This is a genomic window from Pseudomonas sp. GL-RE-29 (genome assembly GCF_019947275.1).
GTDB lineage: Bacteria > Pseudomonadota > Gammaproteobacteria > Pseudomonadales > Pseudomonadaceae > Aquipseudomonas > Aquipseudomonas fluorescens_A.
On the sequence record NZ_JAGYGD010000027.1, the window covers coordinates 50,984 to 66,640 of the forward strand.

The following is a 15,657-nucleotide window of genomic DNA, read 5'->3' on the forward strand; positions in this document are numbered from 1 at the left end:
ACTCAAGCCTGTTGCACAAAGGTCAGCCGCACCGCGAAACCAATCAACAGGCTGCCGAACAGCCATTGCTGCAGGCGCTGCGCCGATGGACTGCGTTGCAACCATCGGCCAAGCGCCGCTCCGACGAGGGCGTAAGCGCTGTCGAACAGCAAACCGACGGCTACCAACATGACGCCCAGGGTCGCAAATTGCGCGAGCACCGGCCCGGCGTTTGGATCGATGAACTGCGGCAGCAATACCGAACAGAACAGCAGTGCCTTGGGGTTAAGCAGGTTGGTCAACAAACCCCGTTGGATCGCTTCGCGCCAACGGGGGTCAGTGTTGGATTCGTCGGCACCGTTCAGGTTTGGCACGAGCGTCGATCGCAGGCAGTGAATGCCGATCCACAACAGGTATGCCGCGCCTGCCAGACGCACCAGGTCAAACGTCCACGGTGCAGCCTTGAACAGCGCCGCCAACCCCAGTGCCGCCAGCGCCACATGGCAACCACGGGCGATGGCCAAACCGATGGCGGTGGCCAGCGCCGCGCCTTTGCCCTGTCGGGCGCCGGTTTGCAGTAACAGGATCATGTCGGGGCCAGGCAACAAATACACCACTGCCAGCGCCATGAAAAACAGCCACAGTCCCGCCATGTTGCACCCCGTTCGTTGTCGATTTGGTACGGCCAGTCTAGAGCGCCAAGGCAGGGCAGGTGCTTGCGTAGTTTGCTTCTAATGCGGTGAAAGTTGGCATAACCTGCCATTAACTGATCGTTTGACTAACGGGATCTGCCAAACCATGAAACTGGATGCTTACGACCGGAAAATTCTGGCCGCGCTGCAACGGGACGGACGCCTGAGCAATGTGCAACTGGCGGAAGAAATCGGCCTGTCGGCTTCGCCGTGTTTACGTCGGGTGCGGATGCTTGAAGAAGCCGGGGTGATTCGTGGCTATCAGGCCAATCTGGATCGCGATGAGGTCGGGCTTGGGTTGACCGTGTTTGTCGGGGTCAAGGTAGAGCGCCATAACGACGAGCAGGCGGAGTCTTTTCGTTTGGCCGTGACGGCGTTGCCTGAGGTGATTTCGGCGTTTCTGGTGTCTGGGGAATCGGATTTTCTGCTGCAGGTGGTGGTGCCGGATTTGCGCGCCTACGACCGTTTTCTCACCGGGTGTTTGTTGAAGTTGCCGGGTGTGAGCGATATCCGCAGCAACTTTGCGATTCATACGGTGAAGACGCCGGGGGCGTTGCCTTTGGGGCATTTGCCAAACTGAAAAAGCGAAAAGATCGCAGCCTTCGGCAGCTCCTACAAGGCTGCGATCTTTTGATTTTATTTACATCTGAGTCGCCATCCCCTCCACATTCATCGCCGCCTGGCGCAACGCCTCGGAGCGGGTCGGGTGTGGGTGACAGGTCAGGGCGATGTCCTCGGCGGAAGCGCTAAATTCCATCGCCACGCAATACTCGCCAATCATTTCACTGACGCTCGGACCTACAAGGTGCACGCCGAGGATTTCGTCGGTGCGCTCATCGGCCAACACTTTGGCGAAGCCTTCGGTCTCGTGATTGATCTTCGCCCGGCTGTTGGCGGTGAAGGGGAATTTGCCGACTTTGAATGCGCGACCTTCGGCCTTCAGTTGTTCTTCGGTCTTGCCGACGCTGGCCAGCTCGGGTTTGGTGTAGATCACGTTGGGAATCAGCTCGTAATTGACTTCGCCAGCCTTGCCAACGATCTGCTCGACGCAGGCCATGGCTTCGTCTTCAGCCTTGTGGGCGAGCATTGGCCCGGACGTCACGTCGCCGATCACCCAGACGCCAGCGGCTTCGGTGCGGTGGCCTTTGTTGGCGAGCATGCCGCGCTTGTCGGTGGCGAGGCCGACGTTCTCCAGCCCCAAGCCTTGTGTATAAGGTCGGCGCCCGATGGCCACCAGCACGTAATCAGCTTCGAGTATTTCGGCGGTACCTCCCGCAGCGGGTTCGACGCTGAGTTGCACGCCGGTGGCGGAGGTGGTGGCGCTGGTTACTTTCGAACTCAGCTTGAAAGTGATGCCTTGCTTACTTAACGAGCGCTGCAAGGTTTTGCCCGCTTCGCCGTCTACGCCGGGGCAGATCCGATCGAGAAACTCGACCACCGTCACCTGCGCGCCAAGGCGTCGCCACACCGAGCCCAGTTCAAGCCCGATCACGCCTGCACCAATCACCACCAGATGTTTGGGCACTTCCGTCAGCGACAGTGCGCCGGTGGAATCCAGGATGCGCTGGTTATCGATGTCCACGCCGGGCAGGGGAGTGGGCTCGGAGCCTGTGGCGATGATGATGTCCTTGGCGCTCAGTTCGGTCTTGCCACCGGCATTGTCCGTCACGGTGACTTTGCCGGGCCCGTCGATATGACCCCAGCCTTTGATCCAGTCGACCTTGTTTTTGCGAAACAGAAACTCGATGCCCTTGGTCAGCCCCGTCACGCTTTCATCTTTCTGTTTCATCATTTGCGCGAGGTTGAGCGTGGGTTTGACCTCGATCCCCAGGTTCGCGAATTCCGCACCCATGGCCGCGTCGTACAGTTCGGAGGCATGCAGCAATGCTTTGGACGGCATGCAACCGACGTTCAGACAGGTACCGCCGAGGGTGGCGCGTCCTTCTACGCAGGCCGCTTTCAAACCCAATTGGCCGGCACGGATCGCTGCGTTGTAGCCGCCGGGGCCACCGCCGAGTATCACGACGTCATAAGTGCTCATGAATTTACTCCTGGTTTGAAAGGGGATCGGAGGGGGTAAAAGTAGTCTTTGGTTAAAATTACGAGCGTAATATGTGCGTTCCGACGTATTTCGGTCAAGGCTTCAGGCAAGCGACAGGTCAGGCATCTTTAGATAGCGCAATTGAGTACAAAAATTTCACGGTTTTTGTTATATCGTAACGAATTGCGATGAGCACAAATTCGAATACTGGGGTGGTATGCAAGTCGATCTCGATGTTGATGGAGCCGAGGTAGCGACGCTGCCGCGGTTCCAGCAAGCGGTTTTCCAAGGGCGCCGATTGCGTCATTTCGCCATCGGCTTGGGTACGCTGGCGGCAATGGGCCTGGTATCGGGCTTTTTTGTCGGCCTGTTTGCGCCGCAATCGCTCTGGCCCGCCTTGCTGTTCAATCAGAGCGCTGGGTTGCTGGTGTTGGTCGCGGGCCTGCAATCCGCCTGGTGGGTGACGCAATGGCGCGAGCGGGCGATGAACCCCGTGATGCCAGTGATTGTGCCTGAAGACATGGAAGCCCCGGTCGGGTGGTATGAACGGCTGCTGGATCGGCTCGGCCAGCGCGGACGGAATGTGCTCAGGCAGATAGGGGCACCGACGCTGTGGTTGGGCGGCTGGGCGTTGTTGGCGTTGCTCAGCGTCGAACAGGCGTGGAACCTTACTTTGCCCCCTGCGGCACTGGGACTGTCAGCTTCTGTCGGCGCGGCCCTCGCGTTATTGCTCGCTTTCGGGTTGCTGGTGCTCGAGCGCCAACTTGCCCAGGAAAACACCGCGCAATGGCCTGAAGCCGGGGCGTTGGGGCAGTTGACGCGGGTCGCAATCATCAGCCTGGTACTCGGTGCGTTGTGCCTGCTGTTCGGCAATGAAACCTCGGTCTGGCCTGTACGTTTGGCCGTGTTGATCGGGATGGTGCCGGGACTTGTCGCGGCCGAGTTGCTGCTGCGGGCCGTGCTGTCATTGTTCAGTCCTCGCCGAGATCAACTTGAACCAGCCTTGCTCGCGCGCAGCTTTCTCGCCGATATGCTGCGCTGGCCTCCGCAACCTCTTCTGGCATTGCAGCACGAATTACACAACCGCTTCGGTATCGACCTGCGGCAGATCTGGGCTTTCACTTACATGCGCCGGGCGTTTTTGCCGGTGTTGGGCGTTGTCGCCATCGTCGGTTGGTCACTGACCGGTATTCACGAAATACCGCTGCAAGGGCGAGGCATTTACGAGCGCTTTGGCAAACCGGTGGCGGTGTTTGGCCCGGGGTTGCACGCAGGTTTACCGTGGCCGTTGGGTCAGGTCCTCAGTGTCGAAAACGGCGTGGTCCATGAATTGGCCACCAGTGTCGGTGAGATGTCGGCACCCGTGCAGGTCGACCCTGCCGAAGGCCTGGCGCCGATGACCGCCAATCGGTTGTGGGACGCGAGCCATGTGAACGACAAATCCCAGGTGATCGCCAGCAGCCGTGCCGACAAGCAAAGCTTTCAGATCGTCAACATGGATGTGCGCTTTGTCTATCGCATCGGTCTGAGCGATCAGGCCGCGTTGGCCGCGACCTACAACAGCGCCGATGTGCCGACGCTGATCCGCAGCACAGCCAGCCGAATCCTGGTTCACGATTTTGCATCGCGAACGCTCGATGGGTTGCTTGGCGAGGACAGGGTAGGGCTCGCCGAAGAGATCGGCCGGGCTGTTCAGGCGGATCTGAAAAAACTCGACAGCGGCGTTGAAATACTCGCGACGGTGGTCGAAGCGATTCATCCACCGGCAGGAGCAGCCAATGCTTATCACGGTGTACAAGCGGCGCAGATCGGTGCGCAAGCGTTGATTTCCCGTGAGCGCGGAGCCGCCGCCGAAGCCACTAACCAGGCGCAGTTGCAAGCGAGCATTGCACATGATCAGGCCACCGCCACCGCTCATGAAATCAACGCAACCGCACAGGCTGCGGCGTTGAAATTCAGCGCCGAACAAAAGGCTTACGCCAGCGCCGGTCAGGCCTTCGTGCTGGAGCAATACCTCAGTCAACTTTCCCACGGCCTGGCCAATGCCAGATTGCTGGTGCTCGACCACCGTTTGGGCGGCAGCAGCAATGCGCCGACCATTGACCTTCGTACACTCACGTTGCCGGCTGACCCTGCGCCGTCCCGTCAAACCGCTCAGCCAGGAGCCGCCCATTGAGCCAGCACCCTACCCACGATCACGATGACCACAGTGGCCACGATCACGGTCATGGCGGCCATCATCACCACGGCCATCACCACCATCACGGCGATCCGCAAGAGGCCGGCCCATTCCCTTGGCGACGTATGGGTTGGGCGGCGTTGCTGGTGGCGTTTGCAGTCGCGGCCGCGAGCCTGGTGCAAGTGCGCTCGGGCGAAGCCACGGTGATCACGCGCTTCGGCAATCCTTCGCGAGTGTTGTTGCAGCCGGGCCTGGGTTGGCGTTGGCCGGCACCGTTCGAAGCGGCAATTCCGGTGGATCTGCGGCTGCGCACTACTTCCAGCGGTTTGCAGGATGTGGGTACGCGGGACGGATTGCGCATCATCGTCCAAGCGTATGTGGCCTGGCAGGTTCAAGGCGATCCGGACAACGTGCAACGTTTCATGCGCGCCGTGCAGAATCAGCCGGACGAAGCGGCGCGGCAAATTCGAACTTTTATCGGCTCGGCGCTGGAAACCACCGCAAGCAGTTTTGACTTGGCCAACCTGGTGAACACCGACGCCAATCAGGTGCACATCGCCGATTTCGAAGCGCAACTGCGTCAGCAAATCGATCAGCAGTTGCTCACAACCTACGGCGTGCGCGTGCTGCAAGTGGGCATCGAGCGTTTGACCTTGCCATCGGTCACGCTCACGGCAACGGTTGATCGGATGCGCGCCGAGCGCGAAACCATCGCCACCGAACGCACCGCCATTGGCAAACGCGAGGCCGCGCAAATACGTTCCGCCGCCGAGCGTGATGCGCGGATCGTGCAAGCCGATGCCACGGTGAAAGCGGCCGACATCGAGGCGCAATCCCGACTCGAAGCCGCGCAGATTTATGGCCGCGCCTATGCCGGTTCGCCGCAGCTCTACAACTTGCTTCGTTCGCTCGACACCTTGGGCACGATCGTCACGCCGGGTACGAAACTGATTCTGCGCACCGACGCCGCGCCATTCCGGGTGTTGGTTGACGGTCCCCCGAACCTGGAAAACAAGTCCGGATCGCAGCCATGAGTCAGGTTCCACGTGGAACAAATGAGTTGAGCAGTCCTTGGATTCAGGCAGGTCGCTTGGCATTTCTCGCGCTGTACGCGGTGACGGTATTGGCCGCTTTGGCTTGGGCGTTCTCCAACGTGCGGCAGATTGATCCGCAAAATCGCGCCGTGGTTTTGCATTTCGGCGCACTGGATCGCATTCAGAATGCCGGATTGTTGTTAGCGTGGCCGCGCCCGTTTGAACAGGTGATTTTGTTGCCAGCGGCAGAACGCGTGATTGAACGTCGAGTGGAAAATCTGCTGCGCAGTGATGCAGCGTTGCAGGCTGATCGAGTGGCCAGTTTTGCCACACCGATCAGCGATGCACTGGCAGGCTCCGGTTATTTGCTGACCGGCGATGCGGGAGTGGTGCAACTGGATGTGCGGGTTTTCTACAAAGTCACCGATCCGTATGCGTTCGTGCTCCAAGGTGAACACGTGTTGCCGGCGCTGGATCGCCTCGTCACCCGCAGCGCCGTGGCACTGACCGCCGCCCGCGACCTGGACACCATCCTGGTGGCACGCCCGGAGCTGATCGGCGCGGATAAAAACGCGGCCGAACGACGGGAACGTTTGCGCGGTGACTTGGTGCAAGGCATCAACCAACGGCTGGCCGAATTGGCGGCGACGGGGCAGGGACTGGGGATCGAGGTGGCGCGGGTCGATGTGCAATCGAGTTTGCCTGGCCCGGCGGTGAACGCCTTTAACGCCGTTTTGACCGCGAGCCAGCAAGCGGATAAAGCCGTAGCCAACGCGCGCACCGAAGCCGAGAAACTCACCCAAACCGCCAACGAACAAGCCGACCGCGCGTTGCAAGTTGCCCACGCCCAGGCGAGCGAACGGCTGGCAAAAGCCTCAGCGGATACCGCCACCGTATTGAGCCTGGCGAAGGCGCAACAACAGGGCACTGACCCGCAAATGTTGCTGCGACTTTACCGCGAGCGGATGCCGAAAATTCTCGGCCAGGCCGGCTCGTTGACCACGGTTGATCCGAAAGACGATTCCCGCCTGATCATTCAGGGAGCAGCACAATGACCGAGCAAACCACCACTGCACCGAGCTTGTTGTCATCGGCCGAACAACGCAGCGCTGCCCGTCAGTTGACCTTGGCCATGCTCGCGTTGGGCCTGCTCGCACTCGGTCTTGTGTGGCGCTGGCTGTCACCGGAGCAGACGGGTGTCAGTCAATTGCTGCTCGGTTTCGCATCCTTGCTGGTGGCCGTGCCGGTGATGCGTTCGGCCTGGTACAGCCTGCGCTATCCGAGCCTGCATGGGATCACCGATCAGTTGATCGCCCTGGCGATGCTCGGTGCCTGGGCGACGGGTGATCTGCTCACGGCGGCATTGCTGCCCATCATCATGATCTTTGGTCATGTGTTGGAGGAGCGCAGTGTGATCGGTTCGCAGGAAGCCATTCACGCGCTCGGCAAGCTCACTCGCAGCCAGGCACGAAAGATTCTGGCAGATGGCTCCATCGTCGAAGTCGACAACGGCACGCTCATGGCGGGTGATCGGGTGGAAGTACGTGCCGGTGATCGTGTGCCGGCGGATGGGCGGGTGTTGTCCGGCCAGGCGAGCCTGGACACTGCGTCCATTACCGGCGAATCGGTGCCGATGGAAGTGGGTGTCGGCATGCAGGTATTCGGCGGCGCCATCAACCTCGACGGCCTGCTGCGCATCGAAGTGACACGAACCGGCCACGAGTCGACCCTTGGCAAAGTTATCGCCCTGATGCAAAACGCCGAGCGCTCCAAGCCGCCGATCACGCGACTGCTGGAACGTTATGCCGGCAGCTACATGGTGCTGGTGTTGCTGCTGGCAGCGGTGACGTGGTTCATCACCAACGATGCCCAAGCCATGCTCGCGGTGTTGGTGGCGGCGTGTCCTTGTGCGCTGGTGTTGTCCGCACCGGCGACGGCGATTGCCGGGGTGGCGGTGGCGGCGCGGCACGGAATTCTGATCCGCAGCTCGGCATTTCTAGAGGAGTTGGCAGACCTGACCTCGCTGGTGGTCGACAAGACCGGAACCCTGACCTTCGGTACTTTGCGCCTGCAATCCATCGAGAGCCCGTTGGAAGATCGCAGTCATGTGTTGAAACTTGCCGCCAGTCTCGGCTCTGCCAGCAGTCACCCGGTCAGCCGTGCGTTGGCCGGGCTGGTGACGCAGGAGCATTTTTTGCTGCTCACGGACATTCATGAGCGTCAGGGCCTGGGCGTGGTCGCGATGACCGAGCAGGGTGAGGCTGCGCTGGGACGACCTGAGTTGTTTGGCCAGTTGAGCATCCCCACTTCAGCCGTTCCTGAACACGATGGTCCGATTGCCGGCCTGGCGCTCAACGGTGAATTCCTCGCCTGGTTGTTACTCGCCGACAGCGTCAAACCCGAAGCCAGATTTGCCCTGAGTGAGTTGCGCGAGCTCGGCTTGGGCCGCCAGCTGTTGCTTACAGGGGACCGGCAAAGTGTCGCGCATACACTCGCGAGAGATGTCGGGATTAGCGATGTCGAGGCTCAGGCCCTGCCCGAAGATAAGCTCAATCGCGTGCTGAAAGAAATCGGTAACGGCTTCCGTCCTATGGTGGTAGGCGACGGCATCAATGATTCTCTGGCGCTCAAGGCCGGGGTGGTCGGCGTGGCCATGGGCGCCGGCGGGGCGGACATTGCGCTCGCCTCGGCGGACATCGTGCTGATCGGTAGCGACCTGCGCCGACTCGGCACTTGTGTACGGCTGAGCCGTCAATGTCGGCAAACCTTGCAGGTCAACGTCATCATTGGTCTGGGCTGGACACTGGCGATTGTTGCATTCGCCGCGTTCGGCTGGCTCGGTGCCGCAGGGGCGATGATTGCGGCGCTATTGCATAACCTCAGCACGTTGCTGGTGCTGGGTAACGCCGGACGTTTACTACGCTTTCAAGAGCCGCTCCTCAAGCTCAACGACGAATTTTGACAGGGACTATAGTTATCGAACTGTGCGCCGCTTTTGCAGTCATCTACGGTAAGAGCGGTCATTTCTGTGAATCCGGTACACACTGGACTTATAGAAATCCGCTATTAATTCGATAGCCAGCTATTTTTCAAGGATGGTCTAACCTCTCATCAGACGTCTGAAACAAGGGGGATTTTCCATGCTCGCGCAACTTCCACCGGCCTTACAGAATCTGCAGTTACCGCTACGCCTGCGACTCTGGGACGGCCATGAATTCAATCTGGGGCCGACGACCAGCGTCACGATTGTGGTCAAGGACCCACAAATGGTTACCCAGTTCACCCATCCAAGCCTGGACGCGCTCGGGGCGGCGTTCGTCGAAGGCAAATTGGAGCTCGAAGGTTCCATCAGCGACGTGATCCGCGTCTGCGATGAATGGAGTCAGGCGTTGTTGAACGAAGACGACGACAATCAGCCTGTACGGACTGTTCACGACAAGGAGACCGACGCCAAGGCGATTTCCTACCACTACGACCTTTCCAACGCGTTCTATCAGCTCTGGCTCGACAGTGACATGGCGTATTCCTGCGCTTATTTCGAGACCGGCAGTGAAAGCCTTGAACAAGCCCAGCAAGCCAAGTTCCGCCATTTATGTCGCAAGCTGCGCCTGCAACCGGGCGAGTATTTACTGGATGTCGGCTGCGGTTGGGGCGGGTTGTCGCGCTATGCGGCGCGTGAGTTTGGCGCGAAGGTGTTCGGTATCACCCTCAGCAAAGAACAACTGGCTTTGGCCCGGGAACGGGTGAAAGCGGAGGGCCTTGAGGATTTGGTCGAACTGCAATTACTCGACTACCGCGACCTCCCTCAGGATGGACGCTTCGACAAAGTGGTCAGCGTCGGTATGTTCGAACACGTCGGCCACGCTAACCTGGCTGAGTACTGCAAAACCCTGTTCGGCGCGGTGAAAGAGGGCGGCCTGGTGATGAATCACGGGATCACCGCCAAATACACCGATGGCCGTCCGGTAGGGCGCGGTGCTGGCGACTTCATCGGGAAGTACGTGTTCCCCAATGGCGAGTTGCCTCACTTGTCGATGATCTCGGCGCAGATCAGCGAAGCAGGGCTTGAGATCGTCGATGTCGAGAGCTTGCGCCTGCACTATGCCCGCACCCTGGATCACTGGAGCGAACGCCTGGAGGACAACCTCGACGCCGCTTCCAAATTGGTACCGAATCAAGCCCTGCGAATCTGGCGTCTCTACCTGGCTGGATGTGCTTACGCGTTCGCCAGAGGCTGGATCAACCTGCACCAGATTCTCGCGGTGAAAGCTCACGCCGATGGCAGCCATGAACTGCCATGGACCCGCGACGACATCTATACGCCTTAAAGAATCGGCGAGATAAGCCGGGCGACCCGCATGCCCACCTGTTGCAGGCGTGCAGTCTCCCGGCCTTCTTCCTTGGCAATTTCGTGAGCCTGGTCGAAGTCATTGTTGAGCATCTGCGCCACTTCGGCGGCAAACGCGCTGTCGACCGTCAGCAACATTACTTCGAAATTCAACCGGAACGAACGGTTGTCCATATTGGCGCTGCCAATGGCGCTGATTTCATTGTCGATGAGCACCACTTTCTGATGCAGAAATCCGGGTTCGTAGCGGAACACCCGCACGCCAGCGCGCACCGCTTCGAAGGCATACAGGCTGGAGGCGGCGTAGACGATTCGGTGGTCGGGGCGAGAGGGTAGAAGAATCCTTATATCCACCCCGCGCAGCACCGCGAGCCGCAGCGCAGCGAGAACCGCTTCGTCGGGAATGAAATACGGAGTGGTAATCCATACCCGTTCTGTTGCCGCGTGGATGGCTTCGACGAAGAACAATGAGCAGGTCTCGTAGGAATCTGCCGGGCCACTGGCAAGCAATTGGCATAGCACACCGTCGTCCGGGTAGACCTCCGGCAAGATCAGCGGCGGCAATGAGCGGGCTGCCCAGAACCAGTCCTCAGCGAAGGACTCCTGCATGCACGCCACCACCGGACCGCGAACTCGTACATGAGTATCGCGCCAAGGCGCCAGGGGCGGTTTCTCGCCCATGTATTCGTCACCAACGTTATGCCCGCCGACGAAGCCGAGAACGCCGTCGACCACCACGATTTTACGGTGATTGCGGAAGTTGACCTGGAAGCGGTTGAGCCAGCCGCTACGGGTGGCGAAGGCTTTGACCTGGACATTGGCATCGCGCAGCGACTGCACGTAACTGTGGGGCAGGGAATGGCTGCCGATTCGATCGTAGAGCAGATAAATCGCCACGCCTTCGGCGGCTTTCTCCAACAGCAGTTTATGCAGGCGTTGGCCGAGGCGATCGTCGTGAATGATGAAAAACTGCACCAGCACCGCTTCCTTGGCCTGCCGGATAGCGTCGAAAATAGCATCGAAAGTGGCTTGGCCATTGATCAGCAATTGCACTTCGTTGTTGGCCAGGCACGGCATGCGACCCAACTTCGGCATGGCCCTCAAGGACGCATAAGCATTGGACGCTCGAGCGGTCAGCGCCTCTTCAACCCATGGCCGCCAGTTAAGTTCGGAGATGGCCTTGCGCATTTCTTCGTTGGCCTGGCGTCGGGCCTTGATGTAGCCGTCGAAGGTGCTGCGACCGAAAACCAGATACGGAATGAGTGTCAGGTAGGGCATGAAGAACAGCGACAGGGCCCAGGCGATCGAGCCTTGGGCGGTGCGCACGGTCAACACGGCATGTATCGCTGCGATCATGCCCAGTGAGTGCAGAAGTGCGATGGTGTAGCCGAAAATGTGCGGTCCAAAATAATCCATGGGGGCAGCCTTGCTCCTGAAGATTCAATGCTTAAAAGACCATGTTCCGGGCAGAATGTCGCTATTTAATTGGCCCATGAACCGAAGCCAACCGGCGACGTCTAACGGCCACTACTGATCAGGAGTTACACGATGAACGTTCGTCTGCTGAGTTTAGCCATGGCATTGGGTTTGGCACTTCCTGTGGTTGCTCAGGCGCAGATGCTCCAGCCCGGTTTGTGGGAATTGACCTCGAGCAACATGAAGGTCGATGACCAGAACCTGCCGGACCTGCAATTGATCCTTGGTCAGATACAGAGCCAGATGACCCCTGAACAACGCGCACAACTGGAAAAACAGGGCATCACCATGGGCGGAAAGGGGATTCGGGCGTGCCTGACCCCTGAGCAGGTCAAGTCCGACAATATCCCGCTGACCGACCCGCAGTCGGGTTGCAAACAGGAAATCACCGAGCGTACCGGCAACCAGTGGAAATTCCGCTTCAGCTGCCCGAAAGCGCAAGGTGCGGGGGTGGCGACGTTCCTGAGTGATCGCGAGTTCACTACCAAGGTCAACGGTACTTTCAACGCCACTGGCATCCAGCAGAAGGGTAGCCTCGATACCCGCGCCGTTTGGTTGGGGCAGGATTGCGGGACTGTTAAACCGCGAGCCTAAAAGCTAGGCGAGCAGGCTCGCTCCCTCAGGTTACATACCACCCCTGTGGGAGCGAGCTTGCTCGCAATGCCGGCGGTCAGGCATCGGCAATACCTGTTGATCTCATCCAGTCGCACACTGCATCAACCTTCATCCTTCCAAAATCCTCCCCAGTACGACTGCGCACACTGACAAACTCGCCGGCCTTTTCTTTCTCCCCAACCACCACCAGATACGGCACCGTCTGACTGTGCTGGCGAATCTTGTAGCGGACTTTCTCATTGCGCAGGTCTGCAAGCGCTCGCACGCCGTTGCGGCGTAAAGTCTCGGTGACAGCGTGCGCATACGTCGTCTGCCGCTCATCCATGCTGACGACCATCACATGGGGTGGCAGGCGCCAGTGTTGCAGCTCCTGGTGACTCGACCAGCACGTACCGTAGATGCGCTGTTGCAAGGTCCCGCTGATGTGATCAAGGGCAAATGCCTGCAACACTTTGGTGGCGGGAACATGTGGCCCGGTGGTCAAGTATTCGGTATCCCCCAGACGGTAAAGCGACAGTTCTTTGGGAGGTGATGACGCTTCCTTGCGCCGGATCGAGTGATTGGTCGCCGCCAAGGATTGCATACGCGCTTCGATCAGCGGCAGATCGGCTGGGGTCAATGATTGTTCAACCGCAAACTCGTAAAAGAACCCGTCACCCAGTTCCGAGCCGGAGCGCATCTGTGCCTGTGGATGGAGTTGCTTGACCGCCATCGCCAGCATCAGCGCACAGGAGCGGCGCAAGATCTCCAGGCCGTCAGGCTCTTGCGGCGTGACAATACTGACTCGGGCATCCGCCTCAATCATGTACTCGCAATCCACCAGGTTGCCGTCCACCCGACCCGCTACCGCTGCACTGGCCAGCCCGTGGCCAATACTGGCGGCAACCTCATGCACGGACAGCGGCTGATCGTACTCACGCAATGAACCATCGGGCAGGGTGATCTGGATCATGGTTATTGTTCTCGGATACTTCGATCACATGCACTAGCGCGTAAACATTAGAGGGAAACTCTGGCTGGTGTCATGTAGACATTTGTCGTGTCGGTCTCTTTAAATTTTTATTCATGCTCATGCCTCCCAATTCCAGTTCCAGTAACTCTCGGCCACTGCATCGTGGGCGTGGAGGCTCTCGCCGTGGACGACACGTACGTGAAAACCGTTGATGCCGGGCGAGCGTTTCAGCGCCAGGTTCAAGCGACGAGCAGCGTCTTCGCAGAACATCAGGTTCTGACCGTTGGCCAGGGCGAATGCTTTTTCGTCAGCACGTTTCACAGCGGTTTGCACCGCCGTACCCAGGGCTGCTTCAGCGTCGTTGATGAGCGCGATGAGTGGCAGGTCGTCCACACAGTCATTCAGGCGAAAACGTAATTGCGCAGTACTACGTTGACTGTGGGGTGTTGCGACGATGCCTTTTGAGGAGCCGAGCCAAGCCAGAACGTCGGCATGTTGCAGCGGCCTGTTGGCGAAGTCATCGACGAATTGCTGCTGAATCAACTGTCGTGAGAGCGCTGCGGAACAGGGACACGTTGAGGAATAAGCCACATCGATTTTTAGTTCCACGTGGAACAATGCGTTTTTCAAGCGTGCTTCTATGCAGACGGGATAGGATTTCCAGCCAGCCAATGGGCTGACCAACGCGGACCTTTTGAGCAGCAAATCGGTGGTTATTTTCAGGTAAGCGTTATTGGACAAACCTTGATGGCTTTCCAGGAAACACTGTAATACCCGTCGCAAATGAGCGGGGTTGAGGTTTTCCTGCTCAAGCATTTCCAGCGCCAGATAAAGCCGCGACATGTGAATGCCACGGGCATTCCCGTCATCGAGACTCACGCCGGCATCGACTTTTGCACTCAGCATCTGGCCGTCGAATAAAACAGGAAGAGCAATACCGCACATGCCCACCCACTCAAGCGGCAGGGTTTGCTGTGAGGTTTGCGTGGCGATATCCGGCAGCGTCAGCGCATTCATCAGGAGGTCCATCGTGGGAGTTGATTCGGTGTGTTATGGTATAACAATATGGTTATAACATAACACTAAATCAAGCCCGACGAATCGACCGGGCATCCCTGATGAGGAAATACCTGATGCCCAATCGCCTCCCCGTTACCGTTCTGTCTGGCTTTCTCGGTGCTGGCAAAAGCACGCTGCTCAACTACGTACTGCGTAACCGTGAGAACCTGCGGGTTGCTGTGATCGTCAACGACATGAGCGAAATCAACATTGATGCCGAGGAAGTCCAGCGCGATGTCAGCCTCAATCGTGCTGAAGAAAAACTCGTGGAAATGAGCAACGGCTGCATCTGCTGCACGCTGCGCGAAGACTTGCTGGTGGAGGTGGCGAAACTCGCCCAGGACGGTCGCTATGACTACTTGTTGATCGAATCCACAGGTATTTCCGAGCCACTGCCAGTGGCTGAAACTTTCACTTTTCGCGACGAAAACGGTCAAAGCCTCGCGGATATCGCCCGGCTCGACACAATGGTCACCGTGGTCGATGGCATGAACTTCCTGCTCGATTATCAAGCCGCCGAGAGCCTCGCATCCCGCGGCGAAACCCTGGGAGCAGATGACGAGCGCTCGATCACCGACCTGTTGATCGAGCAGATCGAATTCGCAGACGTCATCCTGATCAGCAAAATCGATTTGATCAGTAGCCGCGAACGCGAAGAGTTGATCGCGATACTCGAACGGCTTAACGCCCAGGCGGAAATCATCCCGATGATGATGGGCGAAGTACCGCTCAAAAGGATCCTTAACACCGGTCGATTCGACTTCGAAAAAGCCGCCGAGGCGCCAGGATGGTTACAGGAACTGCGTGGCGAGCACGTACCGGAAACCGAAGAATACGGCATCGCCTCCAGCGCTTACCGTGCGCGTCGGCCCTTCCATCCGCAGCGCTTTTTCAGCTTCATCAATCAGTCGTGGGAGAACGGCAAACTGCTGCGTTCCAAAGGGTTTTTCTGGTTGGCGAACAAACACGAGGACGCCGGCAGTTGGTCCCAGGCCGGTGGTTTGATGCGCTACGGTTTCGCCGGACGCTGGTGGCGTTTTGTGCCGAAAAACCAATGGCCGCAGGACGAAGAAAGCACCGCCGCAATCATGAAAAACTGGGTGGCGGCTACCGGCGATTGCCGTCAGGAGCTGGTGTTTATCGGCCAGCACATCGACTTCGCGCAACTGACCGCAGAGCTCGATGACTGCCTGCTGACTGATGACGAAATGGCCTTGGGCGCGGAAGTCTGGAGGGGGCTGCCTGATCCGTTCGGCCCTTGGTATGAAGAAGCGAGCTAATG

13 protein-coding genes are annotated in these 15,657 nt (G+C 58.9%); 8 read left to right on the plus strand and 5 right to left on the minus strand.

The window, feature by feature from the left end; all coding sequences use genetic code 11:
• Positions 1 to 2: 2 nt before the first annotated feature.
• The gene (locus KGB21_RS20915; protein WP_223506572.1) at positions 3 to 632 is read right to left on the minus strand and encodes a LysE family translocator; all 630 of its coding nucleotides are present in this window, start codon (positions 630 to 632) and stop codon (positions 3 to 5) included.
• A 145-nt stretch (positions 633 to 777) separates the two neighbouring features.
• Between KGB21_RS20915 and KGB21_RS20920 the strand changes: the two genes are divergently transcribed.
• On the plus strand, positions 778 to 1,251 hold the full coding sequence (locus KGB21_RS20920) for an Lrp/AsnC family transcriptional regulator (RefSeq protein WP_223506573.1): 474 nt from the start codon (positions 778 to 780) through the stop codon (positions 1,249 to 1,251).
• 60 nt (positions 1,252 to 1,311) lie between these two features.
• On the opposite strand, the gene lpdA is transcribed toward KGB21_RS20920, so the two are convergent.
• Complete coding sequence (lpdA, locus tag KGB21_RS20925; RefSeq protein ID WP_034149381.1) at positions 1,312 to 2,712, minus strand: dihydrolipoyl dehydrogenase; 1,401 nt, start codon at positions 2,710 to 2,712, stop codon at positions 1,312 to 1,314.
• A 217-nt stretch (positions 2,713 to 2,929) separates the two neighbouring features.
• Here lpdA and hflK (KGB21_RS20930) point away from each other — a divergent pair, with 217 nt between their 5' ends.
• The 5 genes from hflK (KGB21_RS20930) (at position 2,930) to cfaB (ending at position 10,253) form a co-directional block, all read left to right on the plus strand.
• On the plus strand, positions 2,930 to 4,888 hold the full coding sequence (gene hflK / locus KGB21_RS20930) for a protease modulator HflK (protein WP_223506574.1): 1,959 nt from the start codon (positions 2,930 to 2,932) through the stop codon (positions 4,886 to 4,888).
• Positions 4,885 to 5,925, plus strand: coding sequence for a protease modulator HflC (hflC, locus tag KGB21_RS20935; RefSeq protein WP_034149379.1), 1,041 nt, complete (start codon positions 4,885 to 4,887; stop codon positions 5,923 to 5,925). Before hflK (KGB21_RS20930) ends, hflC begins: the two co-directional genes overlap by 4 nt.
• Positions 5,922 to 6,980, plus strand: coding sequence for a protease modulator HflK (gene hflK, locus KGB21_RS20940; RefSeq protein WP_034149378.1), 1,059 nt, complete (start codon positions 5,922 to 5,924; stop codon positions 6,978 to 6,980). Before hflC ends, hflK (KGB21_RS20940) begins: the two co-directional genes overlap by 4 nt.
• The gene (locus tag KGB21_RS20945) at positions 6,977 to 8,887 is read left to right on the plus strand and encodes a cation-translocating P-type ATPase (RefSeq protein WP_223506575.1); all 1,911 of its coding nucleotides are present in this window, start codon (positions 6,977 to 6,979) and stop codon (positions 8,885 to 8,887) included. The genes hflK (KGB21_RS20940) and KGB21_RS20945 overlap by 4 nt, the downstream gene beginning before the upstream one ends.
• 178 nt (positions 8,888 to 9,065) lie before the next feature.
• A complete protein-coding gene (gene cfaB / locus KGB21_RS20950; protein ID WP_223506576.1) occupies positions 9,066 to 10,253 on the plus strand; it encodes a C17 cyclopropane fatty acid synthase CfaB in 1,188 nt (395 codons plus the stop codon).
• On the opposite strand, the gene cls is transcribed toward cfaB, so the two are convergent.
• Positions 10,250 to 11,689, minus strand: a complete 1,440-nt coding sequence (gene cls / locus KGB21_RS20955) for a cardiolipin synthase (protein WP_223506577.1) — start codon at positions 11,687 to 11,689, stop codon at positions 10,250 to 10,252. The two genes, cfaB and cls, sit on opposite strands and share 4 nt — an antisense overlap.
• A gap of 132 nt (positions 11,690 to 11,821) precedes the next feature.
• Between cls and KGB21_RS20960 the strand changes: the two genes are divergently transcribed.
• On the plus strand, positions 11,822 to 12,343 hold the full coding sequence (locus tag KGB21_RS20960) for a DUF3617 domain-containing protein (RefSeq protein ID WP_034149374.1): 522 nt from the start codon (positions 11,822 to 11,824) through the stop codon (positions 12,341 to 12,343).
• A gap of 76 nt (positions 12,344 to 12,419) precedes the next feature.
• Here the strand turns inward: KGB21_RS20960 and KGB21_RS20965 are convergent, their stop codons facing one another.
• Both KGB21_RS20965 and folE2 read right to left on the minus strand, forming a co-directional pair.
• Positions 12,420 to 13,316 (minus strand): His/Gly/Thr/Pro-type tRNA ligase C-terminal domain-containing protein, encoded by an 897-nt coding sequence (locus tag KGB21_RS20965; RefSeq protein ID WP_223506578.1) that lies wholly within the window; start codon positions 13,314 to 13,316, stop codon positions 12,420 to 12,422.
• A 117-nt stretch (positions 13,317 to 13,433) separates the two neighbouring features.
• The gene (folE2, locus tag KGB21_RS20970) at positions 13,434 to 14,333 is read right to left on the minus strand and encodes a GTP cyclohydrolase FolE2 (protein WP_223506579.1); all 900 of its coding nucleotides are present in this window, start codon (positions 14,331 to 14,333) and stop codon (positions 13,434 to 13,436) included.
• A gap of 116 nt (positions 14,334 to 14,449) precedes the next feature.
• Here folE2 and zigA point away from each other — a divergent pair, with 116 nt between their 5' ends.
• Positions 14,450 to 15,655 (plus strand): zinc metallochaperone GTPase ZigA, encoded by a 1,206-nt coding sequence (gene zigA / locus KGB21_RS20975; RefSeq protein WP_223506580.1) that lies wholly within the window; start codon positions 14,450 to 14,452, stop codon positions 15,653 to 15,655.
• Positions 15,656 to 15,657: the final 2 nt, after the last annotated feature.

Coding starts and splice junctions, on each gene's coding strand:
- KGB21_RS20945 (WP_223506575.1), top strand. CDS start 6,977: ATGACCGAGCAAACCACCACTGCACCGAGCTTGTTGTCATCGGCCGAA.
- hflK (WP_034149378.1), top strand. CDS start 5,922: ATGAGTCAGGTTCCACGTGGAACAAATGAGTTGAGCAGTCCTTGGATT.
- lpdA (WP_034149381.1), bottom strand. CDS start 2,712: ATGAGCACTTATGACGTCGTGATACTCGGCGGTGGCCCCGGCGGCTAC.
- KGB21_RS20920 (WP_223506573.1), top strand. CDS start 778: ATGAAACTGGATGCTTACGACCGGAAAATTCTGGCCGCGCTGCAACGG.
- cfaB (WP_223506576.1), top strand. CDS start 9,066: ATGCTCGCGCAACTTCCACCGGCCTTACAGAATCTGCAGTTACCGCTA.
- hflK (WP_223506574.1), top strand. CDS start 2,930: ATGCAAGTCGATCTCGATGTTGATGGAGCCGAGGTAGCGACGCTGCCG.
- zigA (WP_223506580.1), top strand. CDS start 14,450: ATGCCCAATCGCCTCCCCGTTACCGTTCTGTCTGGCTTTCTCGGTGCT.
- cls (WP_223506577.1), bottom strand. CDS start 11,689: ATGGATTATTTTGGACCGCACATTTTCGGCTACACCATCGCACTTCTG.
- KGB21_RS20915 (WP_223506572.1), bottom strand. CDS start 632: ATGGCGGGACTGTGGCTGTTTTTCATGGCGCTGGCAGTGGTGTATTTG.
- folE2 (WP_223506579.1), bottom strand. CDS start 14,333: ATGAATGCGCTGACGCTGCCGGATATCGCCACGCAAACCTCACAGCAA.
- KGB21_RS20965 (WP_223506578.1), bottom strand. CDS start 13,316: ATGATCCAGATCACCCTGCCCGATGGTTCATTGCGTGAGTACGATCAG.
- KGB21_RS20960 (WP_034149374.1), top strand. CDS start 11,822: ATGAACGTTCGTCTGCTGAGTTTAGCCATGGCATTGGGTTTGGCACTT.